Source organism: Myxococcus eversor, assembly GCF_010894455.1.
In the GTDB taxonomy this organism is placed as follows: Bacteria; Myxococcota; Myxococcia; order Myxococcales; family Myxococcaceae; genus Myxococcus; species Myxococcus eversor.
On the sequence record NZ_JAAIXY010000010.1, the window covers coordinates 26,024 to 52,298 of the forward strand.

A 26,275-nucleotide genomic window follows, 5' to 3' on the forward strand; every position below is an offset into this window, starting at 1 on the left:
GCGAGGACGAGGCGCGCGCCCGTCATGAGGGGCCAGAAGAACTCCCAGACAGAGACGTCGAAGGAGAACGGGGTCTTCTGGAGGACGGTGTCGGAAGGCGTCAGCGCGTACTGCTGCTGCATCCACAGCAGGCGGTTGACGACACCCGAGTGGGCATTCATGGCGCCCTTGGGGCGGCCGGTGGAGCCGGAGGTGAAGATGACGTAGGCGAGGGCGTCGGGACCGGCCAGCAGCTCGGGCGAGGAGGAGGGCTGGTGAGAGACAGCGTCCCAATCGGAGTCGAGGCACAGCACGCGAGCGGTGTGCTGAGGGAGCACGGCCTTCAAGCGCTCATGGGTGAGGAGCACGGGCGCGTCCGCGTCCTCCAGCATGCCGGCGAGGCGCTCGCGGGGATACGCCGGGTCCAAGGGAACGTAGGCGGCGCCGGACTTGAGGACCGCGAGCAGCGCGACGACGAGGTCGAACGAGCGCTCCAGGCAGACCCCGACGAGGACGCCGGGGCGAGCACCGAGGGAGCGCAGGTGGTGCGCGAGCTGGTTTGCGCGTGAGTCGAGCTGCGCGTAGGAGAGCGTCTCGTCCTCGAAGCGCAGGGCCTCCGCTTCGGGAGTACGGCGAGCCTGGGCCTCGATGAGCGAGTGCAGGCACACGTCGCGCGGAAGGTCGGCCGTGGTGTCGTTCCACGTCCGGAGCCGCGCGAGTTCATCTCCCGTCAGCATCCCAAGCCCATGCATGGGCCGGTCCGCATCCGAGGTGACGGTCTCCAGCAGCACCCGGTAGTGACGCGCGAGCCGCTCCGCCGTCCCCGCGTCGAACAAGTCCGTGTTGTAGGTCAGCGCCGCCGTCAGGACTCCATCGACCTCCTCGACGCCCAGGTCGAGGTCGAACTTCGCCGTCTCCGATTGGGGAGGCAGCAGCTCCATCTCCAGCCCCGGGAGCTTCAGTGGCTCGGTGGGGGTGTTCTGGAACGTGAGGGTGACCTGGAACAGCGGACTGCGGCTGAGGTCTCGCTGGGGCTGGAGCTCCTCGACGAGCTTCTCGAAGGGGACATCCTGGTGCTCGTACGCGGCCAGCGTGTGCTCACGGACCTGGGCGAGCAGCGCGCGGAACGACTGGCGGTCATCGATGGTCGACCGCAGCACGAGGGTGTTGACGAAGAAGCCGATGAGGCCCTCCACCTCCGAGCGGTGGCGGTTGGCGATCGGCATGCCGACGGAGATGTCGTCCTGTCGCGAGTAGCGTGAGAGCAGGAGCTGCCACGCCGCCAGCATCACCATGAAGGGAGTGGCGCCCGCGCGTTGTGCCAGCGTCTTCACCGCGTCGCTCGCCTCGCGCGGCAGAGCGAGAGGCAGCGTGGCGCCCCGGTACGTCTGCGCCGAGGGGCGAGGCCGGTCCGTCGGAAGCTCCAGCGCCTGGGAGGCACCCTCGAGCTGCTGTCGCCACCAGTCGAGCTCCTGCTTCAGCACCTCACCCCAGAGCCACTGTCGCTGCCACAGGGAGAAGTCCGCGTATTGCACGGGCAGCGGAGCCAGCGCGGAGGGCGGTCCTCCCGTCAGCTCGCGGTAGTACGCACCCAGCTCCCTCACCATGACGGCCGAGGACCAGCCGTCCGAGATGATGTGGTGCAGCGTCACGAGGAGCACATGCCGGCGAGGCGCCAGACGCACCAGCGAGGCGCGCACCAGCGGCCCCCGCGCGAGGTCGAAGGGGCGCTGGGCCTCCTCGCGTGCCATCCGACGCGCCTCGTCGTCGCGCGCATTGTCGGCCAGAGAGGACAGGTCCACGACCGGAAGCTCCAAGGAGAGCTCGGTGTGGATGTGCTGCACGGGCTCACCGTCCCGCGCGATGAAGGTCGTCCGCAGCGCCTCGTGTCTGCGCACGAGCGCATGCAGCGCGGCGCGAAGGGCCTCCACGTCCAGGACGCCTTCGAGCTTCAGCGCGGTGGGGAGGTTGTAGGCGGCGCTGCCCGGCTCGAGCTGGTCGAGGAACCAGAGCCGCTGCTGAGCGAACGAGAGCGGAATGGCCCCGTCGCGCGCGCCCGGGCGCAGCATGAGCCGCACCGCCCCCGTGCCTTCGCCGCTTCTCGACTCAATCCGCCGGGAGAGCTGCTCAATGGTGGGCGACTCGAAGAGGTCGCGCAGCGGGAGTTCCACTCCCATCACGGAATGGATGCGCGAGACGAGCTGGGTGGCGAGCAGGGAGTGGCCGCCGAGCGCGAAGAAGCTGTCCGTCGCCCCCACGTGCTCCACGCCCAGCACCTGCGCGAATACCTGCGCGAGCTGCTCCTCGGTCCGTGAGCGCGGCGCGGTGTCGCGAGTCCCCGAGTCGCTCTGGGCCGGCACTGGGAGGACCTTGCGGTCAGCCCTGCCGTTGACGGAGCGAAGGACCTGTTCGCGCTCCTCTCCCGTCAGCAGGGCAATGGAAGCAAGGCGCGCATCCGGCGCAGCCATCAACGCCTGGAGCGCGACGCTCCAGTGGTGGAGGAGGCGCTCGGGAGTGGAGGACTCGAAGCGCGCGGCATCGAAGAGCAGGCGCAGCTCCAGCGAGTCCCCGGGGATGACGTACGCCTCCAGCGGCGTGTCCGTCTGGTCCACGATGGTGAAGTCGCGGATGCCCAGCGCATCCCCCGCGGAGTTCACCGCGGCGTCGACGGGGAAGTTCTCGACGATGAAGAGGGACTCGAAGAGGGGCGTGCCGCGCGGCACGTCGCTCCACCCGTGCAGTCGCACCAGGGACGAGTGCTCGAACTGGCGCAGCTCGAGCTGCTGGGTGTGGAGCTGCTGGAGCCAGGAGAGCGCGGTGGTGTCGTCGTCGACGTGGACGCGGACGGGCACCGTGTTGATGAAGAGCCCGATGGCGCGGTCGATGCCGGAGACGTCGGCGGAGCGCCCCGAGGTGGTGGCGCCGAAGACGATGTCGCTCTCACCGGTGTGACGCGAGAGCACCAGCGCCCACGCGGCCTGGACCAGTGCATTGAGGGTGAGGTGGTGCTGGCGGACGAAGGCCTGGAGGTCCGCGGTGGCCCGGGCGGGCAGGTGGAACTGGAGGCGCTGACGCTGGAGCGCCGCGTCCGGGTCGTGGGGGAGGGCACCGGGCAGCGGCGTGGGCGCGGTGAAGCCACGCAGTGTCTTGCGCCAGTAGAGCTCCGCGGGCTCCATCGGCTGACGCTGGAGCCAGGTGATGTAGTCGCGGAAGACCGTCGCATCCCTCCGGACCCAGACCAGCCCCGCGCGAACCTGCTCGTAGGTGGCGAAGAGGTCCTGGAAGAGGAGGCCCATGCTCCAGCCGTCCATCAACATGTGATGCGTCGTCCCGAGCGCGCGCCACGTCTGCTCATCGGTGCGGATGACCGTCAGACGCAGCAGCGGCGGCGTGCGCAGGTCGAACCCGCGAGCGCGGTCCTCGGCGAGGAGGACCTCGAAGCGGGACTGCTGCTCCACCTCCCCCACTCCACGCCAGTCGAGCTCCTCCCACGGAAGCGCCGCACCAGGGTGGACGAGCTGGAGGGGTTCCTGCGAGCCGCCCGTGAGGAAGGACGTGCGAAGCAGGGGCTGACGCTGGATGACGGCCTCCCAGGTGCGCCGGAACGCATCCAGGTCCAACGCGCCACCGAAGGTCCACGTCAACTGGGTGACGTAGACGCCAGAGCCCGGCGCCGCGAGGGTGTGGAAGAGCATGCCCTGCTGCAAGGGCGACAGCGGATAGAGGTCCTCCACCGGCGTGCCCGAGGCAACCAGTCGGTCCGAGATGGCCTGCTTCAACCGGCTCAGGACGACGTCCGCGGACTCATGGCCCTTCGTGTCCGTCGACGTGCGCTGGGTGAGCGCGAGCAGCGCGGAGTCCGACTGCTCGGCCCAGGCACCGCCCTCGAAACTCACGACCCGGGCGAGGGCCTCCAGCGTCGGGTGCTGGAAGAGCTGCTGGGTGGTGAGCTGGAGGCCCGCGTTGCGTGCGCGGGAGACAATCTGGATGGAGAGGATGGAGTCGCCGCCCAGCGCGAAGAAGTTGTCCTGGCGCGTGACACGCGGCGCGCGCAGCGCGTCGGACCAGATGGCGGCGAGGACCTTCTCCTGGGGAGTCTTCGGCGCGGAGTCGTCGGGGACCGCGGACTGCTGGCTCTGGCTCAGCGGCGAGGGGAGGGCCTTGCGGTCGACCTTGCCGTTGGGAGTGAGGGGGAGCGCGGGGAGGGAGACGAAGAGGGACGGCACCATGTGCTCGGGCAGGTGCCGTTGGACGAAGTCGCGCAGCGCGGAGGAGTCGAGCGAGTGGCCGGGCTGAGGGACGAGCCACGCGACGAGGCGCCCGTCACCGGAGGCATCGAGGTGGACACCCGCGACGGCCTGGAGGACGGAGGTGTGGCGTGAAAGCGCGGCCTCGACTTCTCCCAGTTCGATGCGGAAGCCACGCAACTTCACCTGGAAGTCGGCGCGGCCGAGGAAGTCGAGCGAGCCGTCAGGGCGCCAGCGAGCGAGGTCACCGGTGCGGTAGAGGCGAGCGCCGGGGACGCCGGAGAACGCATCGGGGAGGAAACGCTCGGCGGTGAGGTCGGGGCGGCCGAGGTAGCCGCGAACGACACCTTCGCCAGAGATGAAGAGCTCGCCGGGTGAGCCGATGGGGCAGGGCTGGCCCGAGGCGTCGAGGACGAAGAGCCGGTTGTTGGCGAGGGGCGTGCCGATGGAAAGCGTGGAGGCGTCTTCGTCGGAGGGAGAAGCGGAGTGGGCGGAGGACCAGACGGTGGTTTCCGTCGGGCCGTACATGTTGAGGAGAGAGGAGTGCGGGAGCGCGGCGCGAAGCTGAGAGGCGAGCGGGCCGGGGAGTGCCTCACCACCGACGAGAAGGTATCGGAGCGAGGAGAGGGCGGCGACCGAGTCCGCGGCGAGCACCCTGGCGCGCGCGAAGGAGGGCGTGCACTGGAGGTGGGAGACAGGATGGCGGCGGAGAACCTCGGGCAGCGTCAGCGCGGTGCCGAGGCGAGAGGCGGCGCGCTCGTCATGGAGGACGACGTGGAAGCCGCGGCAGAGCGTCCAGAGCAGCTCCAGGACGGAGATGTCGAAGGAGATGGAAGTGACGGCGAGCCAGGTGCCGGGAGAGGAACCCAGGCGGTCATCCATGGCGGCGAAGAAGTTGGCGGCGGTGCGGTGGGGCACCATCACGCCCTTGGGCCTGCCAGTGGAGCCCGACGTGTAGATGACGTACGCCAGATTCACCGCGTCCGCGCTGCCGGGGGCCCGTGCTTCCTCATCGCCCGTCTCATCGAGGAGGAGGACGTGCGCATCCGAGGCAGGCAGTGAGTCGCGGAGGTGGCGCGAGGTGAGGATGAACGGAGCGCGAGAGTCCTGGAGCATCCAGGAGAGACGGTCCGAGGGGTAATCGGGGTCGAGGGGAAGGTAGGCGCCGCCCGCGTGGAGGATGGCGAGCATGGCGGCGACCATGTCGGCGGAGCGGTGGACGAAGAGACCGACGGGAGCGTCCGGACGGAGCCCGAGGGACTGGAGTCGGTGGGAGAGCCGAAGGACGCGCTGGCGGAGGTGACGATAGGAGACGGAGACGTCACCGAAGGACAGCGCGGTGGCGTCGGGGGTGCGCGCGGCCTGTGCCTCGAATTGAAGATGGAGGCAGGACGGGTCGAAGTCGCGTGAAGAGGCGTTGAAGGAGCGAAGGACCTGTTCGCGCTCCTCGCCCGTCAGCAGAGAGAGCGCCCCCAGGCGTGAGTCGGGACTGGAGATGAGGGCCTGGAGCGCGGCGCCCCAGTGGCGAAGGAGGCGCTCGGGAGTGGAGGGCTCGAAGCGCGCGGCATCGAAGAGCAGGCGCAGCTCCAGCGAATCCCCGGGGATGACGTACGCCTCCAGCGGGGTATCGGCCTGCTCACGCGCGCTGAAGTCGCGAATCCCCAGGTCGGCGCTGGCCGAGTTGATGGCGGCGTCGACGGGGAAGTTCTCGACGATGAAGAGCGACTCGAAGAGGGGCGTGCCACGCGGCACGTCGCTCCACCGCTGGAGATGGGTCAGTGGTGTGTGCTCGAACTGGCGCAGCTCCAACTGCTGGGTGTGGAGCTGCTGGAGCCAGGAGAGCGCGGTGGTGTCGTCGTCGACGAAGATGCGAACGGGCAGGGTGTTGATGAAGAGCCCGATGGCGTTCTCGATGCCGGAGACCTCGGCGGAGCGACCCGAGGTGGTGGCGCCGAAGACGATGTCCTTCTCACCGGTGTGACGTGAGAGCACCAGGGTCCATGCGGCCTGGACCAGCGCATTGAGGGTGAGGTGGTGCTGGCGGACGAAGGCCTGGAGGTCCGCGGTGAGTTGAGCGGGCAGCCAGGCGTTCAGGTGCTGACGCCGGAGCACCGCATTCGGGCTTCGGGGCAGGGCGCCAGGCAGGGGCGTGGGCGCGGTGAAGCCGCGCAGCGTCTTTCGCCAGTAGAGCTCCGCGGGCTCCAACGACTGTCGCTGGAGCCAGGCGATGTAGTCGCGGAAGGAGGTCGCCCCACTGCCGGACGGGCGCCGACCGGAGCGAACCTGCTCGTAGGTGGTGAAGAGCTCCTGGAAGAGGAGCCCGAGGCTCCAGCCATCCACGATGAGGTGGTGCAGCGTCCAGAGGACTCGCCACGCGCGCTCCTCCGTGCGGATGACCGTCAGGCGCAGCAGCGGTGGCGCGCGCAGGTCGAAGCCACGAGCACGGTCCTCGGCGACGAGCGTCTCGAAGCGGCTTCGCTGCTCGGCTTCATCCACTCCGCGCCAGTCGTGCTCCTCCCAGGGGAGCGTGGCTTCCGGGTGGACCCACTGGAGCGGCTCGGCGGCGCCCTCGGCGACGAAGGACGTGCGCAGCAAGGGCTGACGCTGGATGACGGCTTCCCAGGTGCGACGGAAGGCGGTCATGTCCACGGCGCCGCCGAAGGTCCACGCCAACTGCGTGACGTAGACGCCGGTGCCCGGGGCCGTGAGGGTGTGGAAGAGCATGCCCTGCTGCAAGGGCGACAGCGGATAGAGGTCGTCCGCCAGCGTCCCCACTGGCAGCACGCGGTCGAGCACCGGCTGGGACAGCCTTGCCAGGGGGAAGTCGGTGGGCGTGAAGCGGCGGGCGTCGTCGGAGCCTCGCTCGTCGATGAGCCTCCGCAGCGTGTGCAGGCACCGCTCCGCCAGGGATTGAATGGTCTCTTCCCGGTGCGCGGCCTCGCTGTACGTCCACACCAGGGTCAGCCGGCCCTCGAAGACGTAGCCGTTGATCTCCAAGAGGTGGGAGAGCGCCGCATCGGGAGCGCGCAGGGTGCCCAGGGGCTCGCGCGTCGCGGTGAAGGGATTCAGCACCGAGCCGTCACCACCGGACTGGTGGAACTGGCCCAGGTAGTTGAAGAGCACCTGCGCATGAGGCAGCGCGCGCAAATCCCTCGCATGCTCCTCGTCCACCAGGTGGCGCAGCAGGCCGTAGCCCAGGCCCTTGCGAGGAAGGCGCCGCAGCGAGTCCCTCACCGCGCGCAGCCGGTCACCCAGGCTGGTGGTGCCCGAGACATCCAGCGTCACGGGATACAGGGTGGTGAGCCAGCCCACGGTGCGAGACAGGTCCACGTCGTCGGAGAACGGCTCGCGACCGTGGCCCTCCAGTTCCACGCGCAGGCGAGGCTGGCCCATCCAGTGCGTGAGGCTGTCGGTCACCGCCGTCAACAGCACGTCGTTGATGTGCGCCCGCCAGGCAGACGGAGTCTCCTGCAACAGCAGCCGCGTCTGGGCCTCGTCCAGGGAGACTTCCACCGTGCGCGAGGAGGCCACGGAAGCGGCACCGCCCGCGCCATCCCTGGGAATGGAGGCAACCTCGAGTCGCCCCTCTTCGAGCCACCAGGTCCGCTCCCGTGCGACTTCCTCGGTGCGCGCGAAGTCGCTCAGCTTCGAGGCCCAGGCCTTGAAGGACGTGGACCTGGGAGGCAGCGCCACCGGGCGGCCCTGTCTCGACTGCACATACGCCGCGCCGAGGTCCTCCAGGAGCGTGCGCCAGGAGACGCCATCCACGCCCAGGTGGTGCACCGACAGCAGGAGCCGTGAGCCTCGCTCGGCGCCGAGGTTGAAGAGCGCGGCACGCAGGAGCAGCCCTTCATCCAGCCTGTGGCTCGCGTGGAGGCGAGTGGACGCTGACTCCAGGGCCGAGGGCAACTCCGCGTCGGGCACGGAGGAGAGGTCCACCTGCTCCAGGCGGACAGGCGCCTCCAGGCCGGTGAACTCCTGGAGCCAGGTGCCATCCTGTCGGCGCGTGAAGCGCAGGCGCAACGTGTCGTGGTGGGCGACGACGGAGCGCAGCGCTGCTTCCAGGCACGGGATGTCCACCGGCTCGCTCGACGCGAGCATGAAGGCCTGGGCGAAGTGATGCGGTTCGACGAGCTCCTTCTCGAAGAAGTCGAGCTGGATGGGCGTCAGGAGGGAGGTGCCGAGCACCGGGCCCTGTTCAACCTGTGGCCCACCCTGCTCCTGCGCCACGCGCGCCAGCGCTTCCAATGTCTGGTGTTGGAAGAGCTGGTTGGCGGCCAGATGCAGGCCGGCCTGACGCGCGCGCGCGACGACCTGGATGGCGAGGATGGAGTCTCCGCCCAGCTCGAAGAAGTTGTCGCGCAGGCCGATGCGCGGCACGCCCAGCAGCTCGGTCCAGATGGAGGCCAGCGCCTGCTGACGAGGCGTCTGGGGTTCGACGAAATCTCCCGCGTCGCGCGACTTCAGCTCCGGAGCCGGCAGCGCGCGCCTGTCGACCTTGCCGTTGGGAGAGAGGGGCAGTGCCGGCAGTGACACGAAGGCCGAGGGCACCATGAACTCGGGCAGGCGCTCGGAGAGGGAAGCGCGCAGGGCCTGGAGGTCGAGCTCGGCGGAGGAGACGAGGTACGCGACGAGGCGGGGAGCGGACGCATCCTCGCGAAGGACGACGACGGCATCGGAGACGCCGGGGAAGGCGAGGAGTGACGCCTCGATTTCACCGAGCTCGATGCGGAAGCCACGCAGCTTGACCTGGAAGTCGGCGCGGCCGAGGTACTCGAGAGAGCCATCAGGCAGCCATCGAGCGAGGTCGCCGGTGCGGTAGATGCGGGCGCCCGGAGTGCCGGAGAAGGCATCGGGGAGGAAGCGCTCGGCGGTGAGGGAGGGACGGTTGAGGTAGCCGAGGCCGACCTGGATGCCGCCGATGAAGAGCTCACCCGGGACACCGACGGACGTGGGGCGGCCGGAGGGGTCGAGGACGTGGAGCCAGGTGTTGGAGACAGGGCGGCCGATGGGGACGAAGTGGCGGGAGTCGCCACGAGCGCAATGCCAGAAGGAGACATCGACGGCGGCTTCGGTGGGGCCGTAGAGGTTGTGGACTTCGGCGGAGGAGGGAAGGACGGCATGCGCGCGGCGGACGAGCTCCGCGGGCAGGGCCTCACCGCTGCAGATGATGCGGCGAAGAGAAGACAAAGCCTCCAGCCCCGGCTCCTCGAGGAAGGCGCGGAGCATGGAGGGGACGAAGTGGAGGGTGGAGACGCGCTGCTCGGAGACGAGGCGGACGAGGTAGGCGGGGTCCTGGTGTCCGCCGGGCTTGGCGAGGACGAGGCGCGCGCCCGTCATGAGGGGCCAGAAGAACTCCCAGACAGAGACGTCGAAGGAGAACGGGGTCTTCTGGAGGACGGTGTCGGAAGGCGTCAGCGCGTACTGCTGCTGCATCCACAGCAGGCGGTTGACGATTCCTGTGTGTGAGTTGATGGCGCCCTTGGGGCGGCCGGTGGAGCCGGAGGTGAAGATGACGTAGGCGGGAGCGTCGGCCCCGGCCACGAGAGGCAGCGCGTCGGAGGAACTCGCGGCGACGTCATCCCACTGGGAGTCGAGGCAGAGGACGCGCGCGGAGGAGGGCGGCAGGCTCGCGAGGAGGTGCTGCTGGGTGAGAATGACGGGAGCCTGGGCATCGTCGAGCATGCCGGCGAGCCGCTCGCGCGGATACGCCGGGTCCAAGGGGACGTAGGCGGCGCCGGACTTGAGGACCGCGAGCAGCGCGACGACGAGGTCGAGCGAGCGCTCGAGCGAGACACCGACGAGAGAGCCAGGGCGCGCGCCAAGTGAGCGCAGGTGCCAGGCGAGCTGGTTCGCGCGTGAGTCGAGCTGCGCGTAGGAGAGCGTCTCGTCCTCGAAACGGAGGGCTTCCGCGTCGGGAGCGCGGCGGGCCTGGGCCTCGATGAGCGAGTGCAGGCACACGTCTCGTGGGAAGTCGTCCTGTCGGCCCTGGAAGTCGGAGCTCAGCTGAAGCTGCTCCTCCTGGGTGAGCAGGGGCAGCTCGGACAGCCGCGTGTCTGGGTTTTCCGCCACCGCTCCGAGCAGCGTGTAGAAATGCCCACGCATCCGCTGGATGGTCGCGACGTCGAAGAGGTCGGTGTTGTATTCGAGCCAGCCGAAGATTTCGTCCGGCCGGTCCTCGCGCAGCTCCAGCAGCAGGTCGAACTTCGCCGAGCCCGGGTCGACCAACAGATACGTGGACCGCAACCCCGGCATCGACAGGTCCTGTCGAGGGGTGTTCTGGAAGCTGAACATCACCTGGAACAGCGGGTGACGGCTCAAGTCGCGCGGGGGCTGAAGCTCCTCGACCAGCTTCTCGAAGGGCAGCTCCTGGTGCGCGTACGCGGCCATGCACACGTCCTTCGCGCGACGCAGCAGCTCGCGGAAGGTGGGGTTGCCGTCCAGGTCATTGCGCAGCACCAGCGTGTTGACGAAGAAGCCGATCAGCGACTCCAGCTCCGGCACATTGCGGCCGGCGATGGGCGAGCCGACCGTGATGTCCGTCTGCCGCGAGTGCCGGTGCATCAACGTCTGGAACGTGGCCAGCAACGTCATGAAGAGGGTGGCCCCCTCCTGCTGGCTGATCTCCTTGAGCGTGCGCGTGAGGGAGACCGGGAGGGTGACGAACTGGCGGGAGCCTCGGTACGTCTGCTCGGGAGGGCGAGGCCTGTCGGTGGGCAGCTCCAGCGGCGCGGGCAGGGTGCGCAGGTGCTGCTTCCAGAACGCCAGCTCCGTGCGCAGCCGCTCGCCCTGCATGCGCTCGCGCTGCCAGACGGCGAAGTCGGAGTACTGGATGGCGGGCTCCGGCAGCTCGGGCGACTGGCCGGTGACTCCCGCGGCGTAGAAGGCCATCAGCTCGCGGACGAAGACGCCCAGGGACCAACGGTCCGTCACCAGGTGGTGCATGGTGACGAGGGCCACGTGGTTGTCGGAGCCCAGGCGCAGCACCTTGCCGCGCAGGAGCGGCCCGCGCGCCAGGTCGAACAGCCGCTGGGACTCCTCGCTGGTGCGCCGCTCCACCTCGACGTCCTGCTCCTCCTTCGACAGGTGGGAGACGTCCTCCACCGGGACGTGCAGGCGCAGTTCCGGCAGTACGACTTGCACGGGGATGCCGTCCTCGCGCGCGGCGAACACGGTGCGCAGTGACTCGTGGCGCCGGACCACCTGATTCACACACCGTTCCAGCAGGGCGATGTCGAGCGCGCCGGTGAACTGGACGGTGATGTGGACGTTGTAGGCGAAGGCGCGACCGCCCTCGAGCTGGTCGACGATCCACAGTCGCTGCTGGGAGAAGGAGGCAGGCGCGGGCCCGGTGTCCTCCCGGCGCGAAATGGTCCGCTCCACCGCCTTGGTGGTCGCGTCCTGGAGCTGACCCTTCTTTTCCTTGAGGAGCAGCTCGTACAGGGCGCGCTGCTTGGGGGTGAGCTTCTCGAGGTTCTTGTTCCCACCGCTCATACAGACTCCGAGCGCCAACCCTGGGGGGACCAGGTGGCGCGAGCACTTGCCGCCCGACATGCTGTCGATGCGGCGTCACGGGATAGAAGGGGCCGGGCTGCGTCACCAATCCTGCCGCACGAATGGCTGACGTCCTGGCTGAGGCACTCGGTGGTCGAGCCACCAGTGAAACATGTCAACAGCTGTATTCAGGTATGCGCGCGAGGCGCTGCAATACGAGACACAGTCTGTCTGGGGGGCTGCTGGGAGTGTCGAGGATGTCGGACATGCTCCCTGCACAATCCCATTGTCCTGGAGATTCTCCAAAATTGGGCACGCACTAGAATCTCAGCATGTGGGACTTTCCGGGCGACCAAGGGGGCGCGGGAATGGCGGGGGCTTCTGCCGTGGTTGCCAGAGGGGCACACGGTCAGTGATTCGAACGAGTGCCCCTTCCCATTGCGTGGAATTCCTCCCTGCCCCGGAAGGGTGACGATAGCGCGCCGCCCCGTGTGAGAGGTCCTGATTCCGGCGGGTTACCTCGTGCGGAGGACCAGGCGAGCAGCTCCGCCATTCCGCGAATCAAGCGGAGGGCGTCCGGCTGCCAATGCCATTCCAAAGGACGTCGATGAAGCGCTCGACGTAGTCGCCGCTCGCGGCCGCGCGCGCCGGCCCGCCGCAGATTCGGGCCGTGAATGCCCAGCCCTGGAGCGCGGCGAGAATCGTCGAAGCGAGCGTGCCGACGTCACACCTGGCCAGCCGCCCTTGCTGCTGGGCGCGAGTGAGCCACGACACCAGCGCGCGGTACGCCTGCTCTGGCCCTGACTCTCCCGTGCACGCACGGTGGGCTTTTCCGGGGTCGATGCCAGCGGCCTGCAGGATTCCGAAACCCGCCTGCAGGTCCTGGAAGAAGTGGGACATCACCTTCGCGTGCTCGATGAGTTGCTCACGAATCGGGCGCTTGTCGGGACCCTTGTCGAGCGCCACCACCCACTCAATCTCCTTGGTCGGGCCGAGCGCCGCGAGCATCAACCCCTCTTTCGAGCCGAAGCGGTTGAAGAGCGTCGTGTGGCTCACCCCGAGCTCGCGCCCGATATCGGCCGCCGAGACGCCCGCGCCGCGTTCAAGGAAGCAGCGCCGCGCCGCGACGAGGATCTGCTCATCCGTGACTTCCCTAGGTCTTCCCATGACAGCGCTCGCAGCCTTGACAACCCGTGGGTCGGAGTTTATTTCTTTCCGGAAAGAAACTAAAGCTTCCAGAACATGTGCCCCGGGAAGGTCTACCGCAACACCGTCGACGCTGGCGGTGAGAACGGCGGCCACCTCCCCTGCTCCCCGAGAGAACCATGACGACGACCTCGACGCTCTTCTCCCGTTACACGCTGGGACGCGTGTCCCTCGCCAACCGCATCGTGATGTCGCCGATGACGCGCTCGCGCGCGATTGGCAACGTGCCCAACGAGCTGATGGCCCGCTACTACGCGCAGCGCGCCGAGGCGGGCCTCATCATCACCGAGGGCACGTCGCCGTCGCCTGACGGCCTGGGGTACGCACGCATCCCGGGCTTGTTCAACGCGGAGCACGTCGCGGGCTGGAAGAAGACGACCGACGCGGTCCACGCGGCGGGGTCGCGCATCTTCGTCCAGCTCATGCACACGGGGCGCGTCACGCACCCGGACAACCTGCCGAGCGGTGCGCGCATGGTCGGACCGTCGGCGGTGGAGTGGGACAGCAAGATGTGGGTGGATGGCAAGGGCCAGTTGCCGGTTCCCGTGGCCCACGCGCTGACGGCGGAGGAGGTCGAACGCGCCATCGAGGAGTTCGCGCACTCGGCGGAGCTCGCGATGGAGGCGGGCTTCGATGGTGTCGAGCTGCATGGCGCGAACGGCTACCTCATCGAGCAGTTCCTCAACACCGCCGCGAACCAGCGCACCGACGAGTGGGGTGGCAGCGTGGCGAACCGCATCCGGTTCGCCGTGGAGATCGCGAAGCGCACGGCCGCGCGCATCGGCGGTGATCGGCTGGGCATCCGTGTGTCGCCCTACAGCAGTGGCGGCGGCCTGCGCTCCGACGACGTCCAGGTGGAGGAACTGCACGAGACGCTCGCCGGCGAGCTGAAGAAGCTCGGCCTCGTCTACATGCACGTGGTCGACCACTCCGGGCTGGGCATGCCGACCGTGCCCGCGAGCGTGAAGGACAAGATTCGCAAGGCCTTTGGGGGCACCCTCATCCTCGCGGGAGGCTACGACCGTGCGCGCGCCGAAGCCGACCTCGCGGCGGGGCATGGAGACCTGTTCGCATTCGCCCGCCCGTTCATCGCGAACCCTCGGCTCCCGACGCACCTGCGCGACGGCCTGCCGCTGGCCCAGCCCGACTTCGCGACGTTCTACACGCCCGACGAGAAGGGCTACACGGACTATCCGCTCGCGCCTTGAGCCCGCTGCGTGGAGTTGAAAGCGCTCAGGGTGCATGCGACGGGCTCGAACTCGCCCGCGACCCGTGCGGCGTCACGCCGCGCCTGACGGTGTCCTGAGGGGTTCGTCATCCGGACTGCCGTGACGGGGTGTTGGCCGGGACGTGATGTGGACGGCACGCCGCCGTGACGGCTGCATGCGACGGTCTGGCGCAGGTGTTCGCCATGCAGACCGACCCGCGCCCTTCGACCTCGTCTCATTCGCTGGTGGACCCGCTCCTCGGCCAGGTGCTCCACGAGCGCTTCCGAATCCTGGCGCCCCTGGGCGCCGGGGGCATGGGGCGGGTGTATCGCGCCCTGCAACTCCCGCTCGAACGGATGGTGGCGCTCAAGGTGCTGAGCCCCGCGTTCCCCACCGCCAATGACCCGGAGTTCCAGCGACGCTTCCTCCTCGAAGCGAGCATCACCGCGAAGCTCCGCCACCCGAACACCGTCACCATCATCGACTACGGGAAGACGGACGACGGGACCTTCTACATCGCCATGGAGTATCTGGAGGGGCGCACGCTGGCGGAGCACCTGGCCGCCGGGCCCCTGCACTGGCCGCGCGCGGTGGATATCGCCCAACAGGTGTGTCGCTCGCTGCGTGAAGCGCACCGGCTCGGCGTGGTGCACCGCGACCTGAAGCCCGCCAACGTCATGCTGCTGGCGGAGGAGGGGGGCGCCGAGCGCGACCACGTGAAGGTGCTCGACTTCGGTCTGGTGAAGCCCTTCGTCGTGCAAGGCGAAAGTCACCTGTCGGTGCCGGACATCACCCAGGGCGGCATGTTCCTGGGCTCGCCCACGTACATGGCCCCGGAGCAGGCGCGCAACCTCGCGGATGCCCGCAGTGACGTCTACGCGCTGGGCGTGCTGCTGTACCAGATGCTCATGGGGCGCCCCCCCTTCCTGATGCAGGACCCGCTGGAACTCATCTTCGCGCATCACAAGGAGCCGCCACCCCGCTTCCAGGCGGTGCGTCCGGACCTGGCCCTTCCCGAGTCCGTGGAGGCCGTGGTGCGCCGCTGTCTGGAGAAGCAGCCCACGCATCGCTACGACTCCATGGATGCGCTCCTGGAGGCCCTGCGCGCGGTGACGGGCATGGGGACCGCCGGCGCGACGGATACCGGCCCTCGCGAGAGCCTGACCGCGCCCACCCGCATTCCCGTTGCCTTGTCGACGCCATCCACCCCCAGCGGCGCCCAGGGCACCCTGGTGCTGGACATCAGCCTGGACGAGTCCTCCCCACTCCGTCCCGCCGTTTCAAGTCCGAGCCTCCGCCGCAAGGCCATCGTGAGCGTAGCGGCGCTGGGGGCGCTGGTCGTCTGCGGGAGCGGGGCCTACCTGCTCGGTGCACGCCGTCCTCCCATGCCCGTGGAATCAGCGCCGGTGTTCGTCCCAGCGCCTCCGGCCGCGCCGGTGCGCCAGGAGCCTCCCGCCAAGGTGGCGCCGCCTCCTCCTCGGTCCGTGCGCTTCCACATCTCCAGCCAGCCGGAGGGCGCGCGCGTCCTCTGGATGGGCGTGGAGCGGGGCACCACGCCCTTCGTGCTGGAGTTGCCGCCGGACGCGGGTGGCATGGCCACCGCGGAGCTGACGTTCGTACGGGAGGGGTACCGCTCGGACCGCGTGCTCGCGGGGGGCTCAGGCCAGGTGCTCTTGAACCATCGGCTGCAGCGCGAGCGCGGGGGCCGTGTGAGCTCGGGTGCGTCGGCCGTCGGCGCGGAGGCGGCCGGCGCCTCCGAGTGGATGACGGGTCCTTCGCTCAGTGCCCCCATGCCCCTGGATGCCCCGGCCGACGCGAAGCCTTCATCGGAACCGTCCAGGACCGGGGTGGGAGCGCCCGCCCGGGCATCCCCCACCTCCGGGCCCATCCAACTGCCAGAGAACGCGAAGCCCCCCGTGGAGCTCGCGGGGAACCTCCAGCCGGAGTTTCCGCAGGACGCGCGTGCGGTGGGGCGAGAGGGGCTGGTCGTTCTCAAACTGGTCGTCACGGAGCTCGGGGAGGTGCGAGACGTCACCGTGATGCGGGGCGATGAGCCCTTCGCATCCGCCGCGACGCGCGCGGTGCGCACCTGGCGCTACCAGCCGGCGATGCTGGAAGGGCGGCCCGTCTCCGTCTACCGCGTGGTCAAGGTTCCCTTCCGCCTGCGACCCTGAGCGTCCTCCCCGCACCGGCGTCGTCCGCCACTCAACTGGAGCGGAGCCCCGCTCCATTGAAAGAAACGTGCGACGTGCACGTTATGTCCGACAAATCTTCGACGCCGTGGTTCGACGAGGTGTCGTGATGTTGCGTTTGTCGTACCGCCGGACCTGCTTGTCTATTCAATTCCTGATGGGAAACAGCGTTCCCTGTCATGGCACGTCAGGTGTAACGGGAGAGAACGGAACTTCCCAATATGGGAGGATTCCGTGCTCTGAAGGAGCGGCAAATGCATCAGTCATGGAGAGCTGCCATTGCGGCGGCGACGGTGATGGTGGGGGGCGCGGCGCAGGCACATGATTTCGTCGTCTTGAAGCTCGTCAACGGGCGTCAGACGCTCGACGTCACGTCGTACCCGACGACGGTGGTCGTCACGACAGTCGCCCTCAACTCCCATCCCACCTTGCCTTCGACGCTGTTGACCGCGACAGACCCCCTGCTGGCGCCCTACGGCTGGACGTTCACCCCTCCGCTTCCGCAGTCGGTGCCCGTGGATGGCAACCTCATCTCCTACTTCAACGGCACCATCAGCAGCTTCGAGGACTGCATCACCCTGGGCAATGCGGATGACGACCCGACGACACCGGGCCCGCTTCCCAATGCGTCGTTCACCAACACGTTCGCGGCTTCCTGGGACAGCGGTACCGCGCAGAGCAGCGTGCGGGTCAACTGCATGCCCGACAACAGGTTTACCTGCGACGACACGCTGTACTACTCGGACAGCGGCCTGGGGCTCCCCAACACCCGACTGAGCGAGATGGACCCCGCCACCGCGGCCCTGACGCCGCTGGCCAACGCGAGCATGTTCTACGGCGCCACGGCCTTCAACCACCTGGATGGCTACATCTATGCCATCGACAACGCCCTGCTGGGCAAGTCGCTCGTGCGCATCGACGCGAACGGCGTCGTCACCACCGTGGGCCCGCTGCCCGAGCTGAACATCCTCTCCACGTACCGGGCGGGCACCGTCCTCCAGGACGGGACCTACCTCGTCTACGCCGGTCCCGGCTCCAGCCTCATCCCCACGTACGCGCGCATCAACCTGTCCACCGGCACCGTCATCTCCAGCGGCCCCGCTCCGAGCCTGGCGGTCCTCCTCGACTTCGCGGTGAACCCGATTGACAACCTGGTGTATGGCTATAACGACACCACCCACCGGCTCACACGGTTCGACCCGGCGACGGGCAACACCACCGACTTCGGGCCCATCGGGCCGCCGGATGGCCTCACCGGTCTGCCGGCGCTCTACTTCACGGCCACCGCCGCGGCCTTCGACGCCGCGGGCACCTTCTATGTCTATGGCAGCGACCTGACGGGTCTGGTCCACCCGGTCAACACGCTCTACACCGTGAACCTGACGACGGGGGCCTTCACGGTCGCCGCCAAGGGCGCGGTGAGCCTCAACGGCAACGAGAACTTCGCCTCATGCCCGTTCCCGTCCTCCGTGCAGGCGAAGAACACCACCCGCAACGAGGGGTACTTCAAGACGCATGAGGAGGCGCTGTCCGCGTGCCTCGCCACGGGGGGCGACATCGACCTGGGCAAGGTGGGCGTCGTGCGGAGCATGGAAGAGGCCATGGGCGTCCTGTGGCTGAGCCCCGCCGCGACGCAGCGGCGGGTGCCTCGCACGGAGGAGCAGTCCCTGCTCGTGAAGCTGGCGCGCCAGTCGCTCACCGCGACCTGCAACGAGCGGCTCTTCGGCGCGGCCATGACGACCGGGATTGCTCGCGCCCGCAGCGCCATGGACTCCGGCACTCGCGAGGACATGGAGGCGCAGCTCAACGCGCTGCGCGCCCTCAACGACCAGGGCGCTCGACGCGCGCTGCCCATGTCCTTCAACGGAGGCCCGGCGTCGGCGTCGCATGCCCTCAGCATCGCCGTCGAGCCCAAGGGCAGCCTCTAAGCACCGGTTCGAGTCGTCCCATCGAAACATTCAGATTCTGGAGAAACCCATATGAAGAGCGGGAAGCTGTGGATGGCGGCTGTGGCGGGGGCGCTGGTCCTCGCGGGTTGCAATGAGGAGAAGGCGCCGGGCGAAGAGGCGGAGGTCCCTCCGTCGGGTGGGTTCCTTCCGGCGCGGGCGGACGACTTCCAACCCAACGACAAGGAGAACCAGTTCGAGGTCCGCATCCTGGGGGTGGGGAACCACTCGTACGAGAGCGCCTTCGTCAACGTGGACAGCATGACCGTGTCGGCCGGAGGCCAGCTCCTCCCGGTGGAGATGAAGGCCACGGTGATGGACCTCGCGAGGCGGGACCACGCGGGCCTCGTGGGCTACTTCACGCTGCCGCCGGGGGTGGATTCGGCCCAGGTGGTCGTCCGCTTCGACGAGTACGGTGCCTTCGAGGACGGCTCGCGGATGGGCTCACTCGATGTCCGCACCGTACCCGTCCGGTTCGAGGTCACCCGGGCCCTCCTGGCTCCACGCAAGCACGCGGTGGTGCATGTGGACCTGGCCCGCTCCCTCGTGAGCCCTCGCAAGGGTGACATGCTGGTGCTGCCCATGACGGCGGTGGCCTTCTGACGCACCGCTGAGCCTGGTGGATGGATTCATGGACGGCCGGCTCCTCTTCCGAGGGGCCGGCCGTTCGTGTATTCCACGGCCGGCCAGCAGCCCCGATACGTGCGAGCTCACGCGCAAGCCATTGAGAGGGATTGGGCCTCGCCCCCGGGTCTTCCCATGAATCCACTTTCCGTGTATTGACCCGCACGGGTCGTGCTCTTGGGGAGCACGTTTGTCACATCGAGGGGGCCGCATGAAGTGGACGGGCCGGACGTCCTGGCTGTGTATTGCCGTGGGACTTGTCATCGTGGTGGTGCCTGTCATGGGGGCCGCGCAACTGGCACCCACCGGAGGCCATTACGCGGGACGCGCCTCCGATACCGGCGCCGAGCCGGGCATGGTGAACCTGACGGGAGGCTATGTGGCCTCTGTTCCACTCGACCTGCCGGCCGCGCGAGGCGGCATGCCCGTCCCCCTGGCCATCCGCTCCGGAGCCCAGGGCACTGGCGCCGCGGGCGTGGGCTGGGACATCCCCCTTTCGTATATCCGCCGCGATACGGGCTATGCCCACCGCAAGCCGCAGATGGGGAGCAATGTCGCTCCCGCGGGACGCGAGCAGGTCACCCTCATGCTCCAGGGGCAGGCCATCAGCCTGTTCCCGAAGACAGACCAGACCTGGGTCGCGCGCCATGACGCCGCCGACCTGGTCCTGCGCGAGCAGGGCGGCATCTGGGTGATGTACGACGGGCGGGGGCGGACCTGGAGCTTCATCGAGCCCTCCCAGCTCGCGGGCTCCGGTCTCTGGTTGCTCAGCACCGTCACCGGCGCCGACGGCACCGCCGTCAAACTCGACTACGACGTCTCCACCGTCTTCGTCCCGGGCGGAGACGCGGTCTCTCTCGACCTGCGCCGCGTCTCCTACAACCGCCATCCCCAGTCCGACTGTTACAAGCACGAGGTGGGCCTCAACTATGGCCCTTCGGCGACGTCGCCCCTGTCATTGAGCCTGCTTGGCGACCGCGTGCTGACGCGGATGCGCATCCTGGAGCGCCTGGACGTCGAGAGTCGCGACACCTGCACCGGCTCGAAGCAGAGGCTTCACTCCTATGCCTTCACCTATCAGCCGGACGCCGACACCCGGCAGCAACGCCTGAGCAGCGTGAAGATGTACGGCCGCCAGGGCACCCCGGAGGAACTCGTGGCCCTCCCCGTCGTGGCCTTTGGCTACGGCAGTGCGACGACCAACAACAAGCTCGCCTTCAAGAAGACCCAGATTGTCTCGCTGCCCGCCGGGCCGGACGCCACGCGCATCTCCGCCACCGCTCGGGACGGAACCTTCGCGCCCCCCGTGGCCGCCGGCACCGGCTCCGCGACCTGGCAGAGCCTGACCGACGTCACCGGCGATGGCCTTCCCGACCTCGTCTACCCCAAGAACGGCAAGCTCTGGGTGGCCGTCAACCGACCCGCCACCTCCTCCACCATCAGCCTGGGCACGGGCACCTTCAACGCCCAGCTCTCGGACACCGTCCTGACGACGGGTGCCTTCGAGACACGCAGCGCCACCCAGAATCGCTTCGCCAACAGCAGCGCCGCGGTGAACATCGACAAGGTCTGGCGTCAGGCCATCGACGTCAACGGCGATGGCCGCGTCGACCTCATCGACGCCGCCGCGGAACCCGGGCGCTGGGTCATCTATCTCAACACGCCCGGCGCCGGACCTTCCGGCGTCACGTGGGTGCGCCGCTCCTTCAGCATCGGCAATCTCTACACCCATCTGCTGAACCGAGGTCACAACCTCACCGGCAACTATCTGCCCCTCTCCAGCCGGTTCAGCGGTCGCGAGCGCGTCGTCGGAACCTGCTGGAAGTTCATCGCGGGGACCGGCTGGACCGAATACCCCCAGGGCTACACCACGCATGAATGCAACAACCCCGATGCCCCCTCGGGGGAACTCAGCGCCGACGCGGAAAAGACATACACGGATTGGGAGGTGAAGGACGTCAACGGTGACGGCTTTCCCGACTTCGTCTTCAATTCATCGCGCGTCGACGTGGTTCCCTCGTTCCCGTCCATTCCCGGCACTCCGAACCAGGTCTTCAACGCCCCCCGGAGAATCTGGGTCCGGCCGCTCCAGGACACCAGCAACAAGGTCGAGGCCGTGCTCAATCTCTACGGCCTGGCCATCGAGGAGGGCAGCCCCGTCTTCTCCGCCCCCATCACCCTCCTGGCCAACACGGAGTGTGGCGTGGGCCTTTGGACGACCACGGGCGACACCCAGTCGGTGATCTGCGGCCTCGCCGAAGTCAACGGTGACGGCCTGCTCGACCGCTTCGACAACAGGACCACCGTCAGGCTCGGCACGGGGCGCGGCTTCAGTCCCGTGACGTTGACGCTCCCGGGGCCCTACTCCGTCCAGAAGACCGCTCAGAACACCACCTGCGTCGCGCCGAACCCCGCCCCGCCTGGCGCCACGACTTTTGGCGCGGCGATGAACACGGGGCTTCGAGACCTGACCGGTGATGGGATTCCGGACTTCGTCTCCGTCAGTGGCTCGACCTGGACCGTGGCCATCGGCACTGGCGCCGGCTTCGCACTCCCGGCGGTGACCATCGAGGTGGAGGGCAGCGGCTTCACCTTGTCCAGTGTGACGGACCAGTGTGACGGCCTGAAGTCCTTCACCACCAGCGGCCTCTACGACATCAACGGCGACGGCAAGCCGGACGTGGTGCGCCTCAACGGCGCGAGCCTGGATGTCTATGAGCTCTACGGCCCCAGCCGCCGCCCTGGCAAGCCGGAGGCCGGCCGCATCGTGCAGGTCGACAACGGCCATGGCGCGATAACCGGCGTGAGCTACCGCTCCGCCAAGCAGGACGGCACCACCAAGCACCAGGTGCCCTTCCCCGAAATCGTCGTCACCTCGGTGGGAACCGGGGGAACGCTCGGGCTCGGAGGAGACTTGTCCCCCACGCTGTATGCCTATGGTGGAGCCGAGCTGATGTACGACTCGGCGCTCCAGGCCTTCACGCTTCCCGCCTACCAGCGCTCGGTGGTGGTGCGCGCCCCCACGGAGAAGAGCCAGGAGGGCTACGCCACCATCACCGACACGTATCCCCTCCCTGCCTTGTCGCAGACCTCCAAGCTCGCCCGCTTCAGCCGCTACCTGCTGGCTGGAAAGACTCGCGACATCACCCTCCTCACCGGCGTCGCCACGGATGCGTGGGGCCTGCTCTCCACCGATGTCGCCACCAGCCCCCGGCGGGTCGGCGGCACGCATTTCGAATGGACCGCGAAGCTCTTCGAGGAGACCCCTGTCCCGGGCAACACCAACCAGGGCCTGGATTGCTTCGAGATGGCCTATCCGCTCGACTTCCTCGCGTCCTGGCTCGCCAACACGAATCGCTACGACACCTGCTCTTCTCGTGGCTTCATCTATCAACGCAGCGCCGAGTCCTGGCGGGGCCAGGCCGCTCCGCCTTCCGCCAACAACGTCGTCACCCGCTCCGAAGCGCTCGACGTCGACGACTACGGCCGGGTCATCACCGTCCAGCACTTGAACGACGCCTACCAGGGCGATGACGACATCTGCGTCGAGACGAAGTACGCCGCGCCGACGGGAACGGGCCCTCGGGTGCTTCACGCGCCCATGTCGCGCCGCTTCTGGAACTGCCTCCGGCCTGGCCTGCCCACCTATGCCTCCGAGGCCTGGTTCTATGACGGGCTGACCTCGGGCTCCGTCTCCGCGGGACACCTCACCTCCCACAGCAGGGAGCGCCGCGACGTCAACACCGGGGCACTTCTGAACACCGTGCTCGAATACACGGCGAGCTACGACGCCGCGGGCAACCCCTCCATCGTCACCCGCGTGCGCGAGGACGGCGCCGTCCGCAAGGTGACCCTGACGTACGACACCTTCGGGCTCGCCCAGGAGAGCCAGCGGGTGGATGCCACGGGAGTCCCAGCGCTTGGCTCCATCGCGACGCTCGACCCCTTCACCCTCGACACGCTCAGCACGCTGGACCCCAACCAGACCCGCCTGGGGACGGACTTCGACGGCTACGGCCGGGTCGTGCGCACCACGATGACTCCTCCAGGTGGAGCGCTTGGCGTGCGGTCGACGACGAGCTTCCTGGGCTTCACCGGCGGAGACCCACTGGGCCGGAGGGTCGTCCACAAGTCCTTCATCGACGCGGTCCCCTCGGGCACCGAGGGCAGCGCCACCGGTCAGGTCGCCATCGAGTATCTGGACGAGCTGGGTCGCTCGCGTCGCACCGAGGGCTCACTGGGTGCCAGCTACGGCAATGACGTGATGATCTCCGGCGCCAAGACCTATGACGCCCTCGGGCGGGTGGTGTTCGAGGCCGACCCGTACCCCACCTCGCAGAATGGAGCGACCGCCTACGGCACCACGCACTTCTTCAACGTCGATGGCACACCCCTGTGTGTCATTCGCGGCCACGGGCCCCAGGCCTACAGCAACGTGACGGATGAGGCCGCGGAGCGCTACCCCGCGTGTTACTCCCGCTCGTTCGCGGACCACCTGGAGACCCACAGTGTCCGCGACGCCGCGTCCCTGCTGTCCACCAGTCCCCAGGCGGGCGTCATCAAGTCCGCCACGATGACGGGCGCGGGGCGGCTGCTCTCCCGGTCGACGTGGAAGAGCAGCTCCCGGCTGGAGTACGCCACCTTCACCCATGACCGGCTGGGGCAGCTCACCAGCATGACCCGCTACCAGGACCCCGCCACCTTCACGGTTCCGGTGCAATGGACCTGGGCCTACGACTCGTTCGGCCAGCGCATCCAGTGGACGGCGCCAGACACCACCGCACAGACGGTCAAGTACAGCAACTGGGGCGAGCCGCTCGAAACCAGTTGGAATGAATCCATCTCGGCACCGACGGGCCCTCGGCTCGTGGTCAGCCGCTACGACGCCCTGGGTCGCCTCACGCATCAGGAACAACGCGTCAACGGCACGGTGGACTCCGAGACGGTGAATGACTTCCTCTACGACACGGGCTCGAGCCCCACCAGTCTCGTCACCCCGAGGAACCTCCTGGGCCGGCTGTCGACGGTCCTCTCTCCGACGGGAGGCGTCTTCTACAGCTACGACGCCTTGGGTCGGCAGGAGGCGCAGGTCTACACCGATGACGTGGGCTACACCTACGTCCAGAAGTCCTGGGCCCATGGTGACGGCTCGCTCGCGTCGCTGGCGTTCTATCTGCCCGACACGGGCTTCAGTGAGGAGTGGGTCGACTACACCTACGACTCCGCCCGCCGCCTCAATGCCATTCATTACTCGGACCGCGCCGGCACCCATCAGCTCTATCAGGCGAAGGTGACGGACGTGTTCGGCCGAGTCCGCGAGTCGGCGCACGCCGATGACGCGGTCCGCGTCGATGCGAGCTACGCCGACGTGGGGCGCCGGCTGCTGAACGAGGCCACGGTCCATTCCAGCTTCGGTTCCCGTCGCATCATCATGCTCGGCTACGACGCCATGGGCCGCGAGAAGTCGCGCCGGGAGATTGTGGATGGCGCGGCCTCGGGACCGAAGACGAACGTGGGCTATGACGCGCTCGGCAGGCTCGCGTCTTCGCTCCGCACCGACGGGAGCACCACGCTGACGAACTGGCAGTACACCTACGACGCGCTCGGCAACCTCGTGAACCAGAACGACCTGGTGGGCACCAGCGACGTCGCCATCAGCGTGGGCGCCGTCGACCGGGACAGGTTGTGCCGCATCGGCTACAACACCAGCGCGGGTTCCTCTCCCTGCAACGTGGGGCATGACTCGCAGGGCAACGTGATTGACTACACGTCGCGGACGGGCTGGCGCCGCGTCACCTACGCGCCGTCAGGCGACGTGCGCTCCATCGAGGGGCCTCCGGGGACCGCCGTCTTCCGCTACGGCGCCTTCGGCTCCGTGAGGAAGATGGAGCTCAATGTCGCCAGCGCGGATGCGAAGGCCGAGTGGAAGCTCGGCGGGCTCATCGAGCGCAAGGAGCAGAAGATTGGCGGCGTGAAGACGGAGCTCGTCACCCGCCACATTCCAGGACCGGGCGGCATCGTGGCCACCCGGCGGGGCGCGGGTGACGATTGGGTCTTCCACTTCGGTGAGACGCGAGGGGCCCGCTTCATGACCGACCTCAAGGGCATCTTCGTCCAGGACATCGACTACCAGCCGTTTGGCGAGGCGAAGTCCACCGGCTCCGCGCAGCCGGGCACGCTGCTCTACACGAGCAGTCAGTGGAACTGGGGAGACGCGCTCGCGCCGTTCAATCTCAGCCAGCTCGGCGCGCGCCTCTATGACCCGGCGCTGGGGCGGTTCCTGAGTAGAGATCCGCTCACCGTCCCCCGGACCTCGGCCACCACGAATCCCTACGCGTTCGCGATGAACGACCCGCTGAACCTGTCGGACCCCACCGGGCTGGACCCCTGCGGCGGCGGCGAGTGCCAGGGCGGCGGCGGTGGAGGAGGGGGTGATGTTCCGGGAGGAGGCCCGAGCGTCATCAACGACCCCGACCTCTACATCGTGAAGTCCCTGAACGATTCCCCCGACGACGCGAATCCCCAGTCGGCCTACCGTCCGGTGCCCACCGCCACCTTCTCCCTGGGGCCCTCGGGCGCCCAGACGGTGGGCGGCTTCGCGCTGCGGACTTCCATCATCGCGTTGACCGGCATCGTGATGGACGATTCGTACAGCTTCGATTCGCTCGCCGCGGCGGGTACCACGGTGGAGGAGGCGTTGATCCTCATCGCGAATACGGAGCAGGGCGCCGAAGCCGCGGTCGCCGCCTACAACGCCCGGCTCGACAAGATTTCGAGCTTCTCCGCCGGCGTGGGCGACAACTTCATCTTCTGGTGTCCGGGCTGCACCCAGAACATGCGCAACACCTGGTTGGGGCCCAGCACGTCCGGCGACGCGAATGGCAAGTACCGCCTGCTGGGGTCGCTGGTCGGCATGATCGGCTCGTTCATGGTGCCGTCGCCCAAGGGGGCGCCCCAGGGGAACGTCGCGGCGGAGCTGCGTGCGCAGGCCACGGAGGTGTTCATCAAGTCGTGCAGGGGCAGGGGCAACTGCGGCTATTACGCCATCGCCCTCCACTCCACCCGCAGGGGTGTTCCGATGGCGGCCATCGACGGGGAACCGATGGCCACGGATTTCCTCGCGGCCTATTTCAAGAGCACGTGGGTGGAGACCGCGACCAGGCGGGCCGTCACGAAGGCCATGAAGTCCTGGGGGGAGGGGAGCGAGGCCATCGTGTCGGGTGCGCTCAAATCCACGGGGCAGGGCCATGCCTTCAATGCGGTCTTCAGCGGCGGCAAGGTCTACTTCGTCGACGCGACGAAGCCCTGGGTCGAAGTGAATCTCAAGAACTACTCGAACATCTGGATCCTCCGCTCGCATTGAGTCACGGAGGCTGACA

Annotated in this window: 7 protein-coding genes; 5 read left to right on the forward strand and 2 right to left on the reverse strand. The window is 68.3% G+C overall.

Going from position 1 to position 26,275, the window contains the following annotated elements:
* A partial coding sequence (locus tag G4D83_RS21000; protein WP_163866596.1) for a non-ribosomal peptide synthetase occupies window positions 1-11,720 on the reverse strand: 11,720 nt, incomplete at its 3' end.
* Window positions 11,721-12,281: 561 nt separating this feature from the next.
* Entirely contained in the window at window positions 12,282-12,887 is a 606-nt protein-coding gene (locus tag G4D83_RS21005) for a TetR/AcrR family transcriptional regulator (protein ID WP_163866597.1), read from the reverse strand.
* A 158-nt stretch (window positions 12,888-13,045) separates the two neighbouring features.
* Here G4D83_RS21005 and G4D83_RS21010 point away from each other — a divergent pair, with 158 nt between their 5' ends.
* The 5 genes from G4D83_RS21010 (at window position 13,046) to G4D83_RS21030 (ending at window position 26,259) form a co-directional block, all read left to right on the forward strand.
* Complete coding sequence (locus tag G4D83_RS21010) at window positions 13,046-14,134, forward strand: alkene reductase (protein WP_163866598.1); 1,089 nt, start codon at window positions 13,046-13,048, stop codon at window positions 14,132-14,134.
* A 203-nt stretch (window positions 14,135-14,337) separates the two neighbouring features.
* Window positions 14,338-16,308, forward strand: coding sequence for a TonB family protein (locus G4D83_RS21015; protein ID WP_163866599.1), 1,971 nt, complete (start codon window positions 14,338-14,340; stop codon window positions 16,306-16,308).
* A 272-nt stretch (window positions 16,309-16,580) separates the two neighbouring features.
* Window positions 16,581-18,254, forward strand: coding sequence for a DUF6923 family protein (locus G4D83_RS21020; protein ID WP_163866600.1), 1,674 nt, complete (start codon window positions 16,581-16,583; stop codon window positions 18,252-18,254).
* A 51-nt stretch (window positions 18,255-18,305) separates the two neighbouring features.
* Window positions 18,306-18,875 (forward strand): hypothetical protein, encoded by a 570-nt coding sequence (locus G4D83_RS21025; protein ID WP_163866601.1) that lies wholly within the window; start codon window positions 18,306-18,308, stop codon window positions 18,873-18,875.
* 232 nt (window positions 18,876-19,107) lie between these two features.
* Window positions 19,108-26,259, forward strand: coding sequence for an RHS repeat-associated core domain-containing protein (locus G4D83_RS21030; RefSeq protein ID WP_163866602.1), 7,152 nt, complete (start codon window positions 19,108-19,110; stop codon window positions 26,257-26,259).
* The last annotated feature ends 16 nt before the right edge of the window (window positions 26,260-26,275 follow it).